Here is a 3,516-nt window from a genome sequence, read left to right on the forward strand (position 1 = left end):
AGCAAGATTGATCGAAACGGATCAATGTCCGCCTCAAGCTCATGCCGATACGGCGAATCCGCGAGCATCACGCCTGCAACAAACGCACCAAGCGCTGGCGATACGCCGATCGCCTGCATCACCGCAGCGCTGACGCATACCGTGAACAGGCCAGTGACGATAAACAATTCCCGTTCCGAAATCTTACCGACCAGCCGCAACAATGGCGACAGTAAATAACGCCCTGCCAGAACCAGCGCGACAATTGCGAGCACAGCGTACAGGGCCAGAGTCCACCCTTCAATGGCGCCCTCCAGTGCCGGCGCGCGCGACAAAGCGGCAACGATGGTGAGCATGGGCACAATCGAAATGTCTTGAAACAGCAAAATGGAGAAGCTCTTTTCGCCATAATCGGTCTTCATGCGACCGCGCGACTGCAGCAATGGCAGCACCTGCGCTGTGGACGACAATGCGAGAGGCAGACCAAGGACCAAGGCCGCTTCCCAGCTAAAGCTTGGCATGGCAAAATGCACCACAGCAAACATACCAAGCCCGCATAAAATGACCTGCAGCGGCCCAAAAAGGAAAATATCACGCCGCAATAGCCACAGCCTGCTTGGGGACAATTCCAGTCCAACCAGAAACAAAAGCAAGATGATGCCAATTTCGGAATACGCCATTATCGTCTCGGGCGCGCCAATAAGGCCTAGTCCGTCTGGCCCAATCGCAATGCCCGCGACGAGATAACCGAGCACAGCGCCCAGCCCAAGGCGGCGAAAAAGCAACACGGCAATCAGTGCAGCGCCCAGCAGCACGACCCCGCCCAACATCACATCAGCGACGAGGTTGTGCGGGGCATCCGCCATCAGGTCTGCACATTCCATGTTTTAGCCGCAGCAAGTATCGCGTCGTAAGGCAGCAATATTGCCGCGTGGCGCGATGGATAATCGCACGCTGCAGCAAGCAATGCGAGGTCCGGCCAGCGCGTTGGCATCTCGCCGACACGCTTTAGCGCCGACGCGATGCCGTCGCGTAAATCTGCAATCTCAGATATGTCCAAGCCAATCGCATTGTCTTGTAAGATAGCGGCCGAGGCCTGACCAAGCGCGCAGGCATTCGCGCGCAAGGCAAGCTGCGATATGCAACCCGCAGCGTCGGTGGTGACATCTGCCTGGATCCTGCTGCCACACAAAGGTGATCGCACTTCCGCTGTGCCTTGCGGATCATCGAGGCGATGATTGGCGACCAAAGCCGTTGCCAACCTTAATATGTCACGGTTGTAGAGCGCCGAGTCCATCAGTCCGCCGCCGAGGGAGAGGCTTCACGTGAAGCGCTTTGTTCGCGGACGAATTCCGACATGGCCTCTCCGCTGGCGTTGAGCAGCGGATAGGTCCGCGAAGTGGTCATCCACTCCGGTCGCCCCTCGTCTGCGCCGTAAACCATGTCATAGCCCATCACAAACAGCAGGAATATCAACGTTGCCATGATCAGCCCCTTGAGCAGACCAAATCCGAAGCCAAGCATGCGATCAACAGGACCAAGCAAAGACTTGCGCGACTTCGCCCCAAGCGAACGCGAAATCCATTTGCCAAGCGCGTAAATCACAATGACAATCGCCAAGAAGGCCGCCACCGCTGCGCCCGAGCCAGAGCCCACGGCCTCAGCCAGAGCGGCCGTCGCAGGGGCGTGAAACATACGGACAGCAACGATAATCAACACCCAGGCGATCATCGACAGCGCCTCTTGCACAAAGCCACGCAAGAAACCGAATATAGCCCCGCTGCCGAGCAGAAACAGAACAATTATATCAAGTGCCGTCATCTGTTCCTCTTGCCCATTTGGTTGAAACGCAATGTTTAGTGCTTGCGGATCGCTGTGTACTCCGATGCCCGAACAGACAACCGATCATATTGCTTTGCGGCGCGCCGACTGCCCCTAGGGATATGATTAGATTTAGGGACGTCCCAGCATATGGTCAACGAGATTGGCAAGCGTGCGGAACTCTTGCGTCGAAATACCCGCCTGACCTTTTACCGACGGCGGGACTAATGCGCGGCTAAAGCCAAGCTTAGCAGATTCCTTCAACCGCAAGGCGCCATGCGCCACGGGGCGAATTTCCCCAGACAAAGCAACTTCGCCGAACAAAACCGCGTCGGACGGCAGTGGCCGTTCCGCCAAGGCAGAGACCAATGCCGCGGCAACCGCAAGATCGGCGGCTGGGTCGGAAATGCGGTATCCACCCGCAATGTTGAGATACACCTCGGCCGTTGAAAAGCTCAACCCGCAACGCGCCTCAAGCACCGCGAGGATCATCGCAAGCCTGCCACTGTCCCAGCCCACGACAGCGCGGCGGGGCGTCGCGCCGCTCGACAGCCGAACCGTCAGCGCCTGAATTTCCACGAGAACCGGGCGCGTCCCCTCTAACGCGGGAAATACCGTCGCGCCCGTAACCTGTTCGGCCCGGTCGGTCAGGAACAATGCGCTAGGATTGCCAACCTCCGTCAGGCCCTCTTCAACCATCGCAAAGACGCCGATTTCGTCGGTCCCACCGAACCGGTTTTTGGAGGCGCGTAAAATGCGATATTGATGGCTGCGTTCGCCCTCAAACGACAATACTGTGTCGACCATATGTTCCAGCACGCGCGGTCCGGCAATCGTGCCGTCCTTTGTAACATGACCAACGAGCATCAACGCCGTGCCGCGTTCTTTGGCAAAGCGAATAAGTTCTTGTGCAGACGCACGCACTTGGCTGACCGTGCCGGGCGCGCCTTCAATCAGGTCGCTGTGCATGGTCTGAATGGAATCGATGACCAATAATGCCGGCGGAGCGCCCTGTGCCATCGTCGTCAAAATGTCGCGGACCGAGGTTGCGGCCGCAAGCTGCACAGGCGCGTCGCCAAGCCCGAGCCTGCGCGCACGCAAGCGCACTTGATCAACCGCCTCTTCGCCAGAAATATACGCGACGGAAAGCCCACGCCGCGCGAGATTGGCTGCCGCTTGCAACAGCAACGTCGATTTACCAATGCCAGGATCCCCGCCGAGCAAGGTCGCCGAACCCGGCACAAGGCCGCCACCGAGTGCGCGGTCAAATTCGGATATGCCTGTTGATGCCCGATCGGGAAGTTTGATGTCCGAATTCAGCCCGGACAGTTCAACCGCACGCCCGCCCGAATGCAGATGATGCTTCAGTTCAAAAACAGTGGCGCTGGCCTCTTCAGCCAATGTGTTCCATTCGCCGCAATCGTCGCATTGCCCCTGCCACCGGTTGGACTCCGAACCGCATGCCTGACAGATATATTTGCGCTTTGCTTTTGCCATGCCGCTAAATTAGCAGAACATATCAAGAACTCAAGGCATAATAGACAATTATTCGGTGCTTGCGCGTGGTCAGCCGGAATGCCACACCCTTGATATGCGCGAAAAAGAACTCAGACTGGCGCTCATTTGTTATGGCGGGGTCAGCCTTGCCATCTACATGCACGGCGTCACGCGCGAAATCTGGCATATGGTCCGCGCCAGCCGCGCCTTCCATGACGG

At 57.9% G+C, this 3,516-nt stretch carries 5 protein-coding genes; all 5 read right to left on the reverse strand.

Annotated elements, in window-relative coordinates:
- Nucleotides 1-863, reverse strand: an 863-nt coding sequence (locus ACIQ2T_RS12580; RefSeq protein WP_397591107.1) for a cation:proton antiporter, incomplete at its 3' end; no start/stop codon positions are given.
- Nucleotides 845-1,276: an iron-sulfur cluster assembly scaffold protein gene (locus tag ACIQ2T_RS12585; protein ID WP_397591108.1), complete on the reverse strand. Its 432-nt coding sequence runs from the start codon at nt 1,274-1,276 to the stop codon at nt 845-847. The genes ACIQ2T_RS12580 and ACIQ2T_RS12585, both read right to left, overlap by 19 nt.
- On the reverse strand, nt 1,276-1,800 hold the full coding sequence (locus ACIQ2T_RS12590; protein ID WP_397591109.1) for a CvpA family protein: 525 nt from the start codon (nt 1,798-1,800) through the stop codon (nt 1,276-1,278). Before ACIQ2T_RS12590 ends, ACIQ2T_RS12585 begins: the two co-directional genes overlap by 1 nt.
- A 132-nt stretch (nt 1,801-1,932) precedes the next feature.
- The gene (gene radA, locus ACIQ2T_RS12595; RefSeq protein WP_306063092.1) at nt 1,933-3,297 is read right to left on the reverse strand and encodes a DNA repair protein RadA; all 1,365 of its coding nucleotides are present in this window, start codon (nt 3,295-3,297) and stop codon (nt 1,933-1,935) included.
- Between the two features lie 22 nt (nt 3,298-3,319).
- On the reverse strand, nt 3,320-3,516 hold a 197-nt coding region (locus ACIQ2T_RS12600; RefSeq protein ID WP_397591110.1), incomplete at its 5' end, for a hypothetical protein.

The organism is Sphingorhabdus sp., from assembly GCF_044357595.1.
In the GTDB taxonomy this organism is placed as follows: Bacteria; Pseudomonadota; Alphaproteobacteria; order Sphingomonadales; family Sphingomonadaceae; genus Sphingorhabdus_B.

Excerpts from the sequence above, each read along its gene's own strand:
- ACIQ2T_RS12585 (WP_397591108.1), bottom strand. The coding sequence starts at position 1,276 with ATGGACTCGGCGCTCTACAACCGTGACATATTAAGGTTGGCAACGGCT.
- ACIQ2T_RS12590 (WP_397591109.1), bottom strand. The coding sequence starts at position 1,800 with ATGACGGCACTTGATATAATTGTTCTGTTTCTGCTCGGCAGCGGGGCT.
- radA (WP_306063092.1), bottom strand. The coding sequence starts at position 3,297 with ATGGCAAAAGCAAAGCGCAAATATATCTGTCAGGCATGCGGTTCGGAG.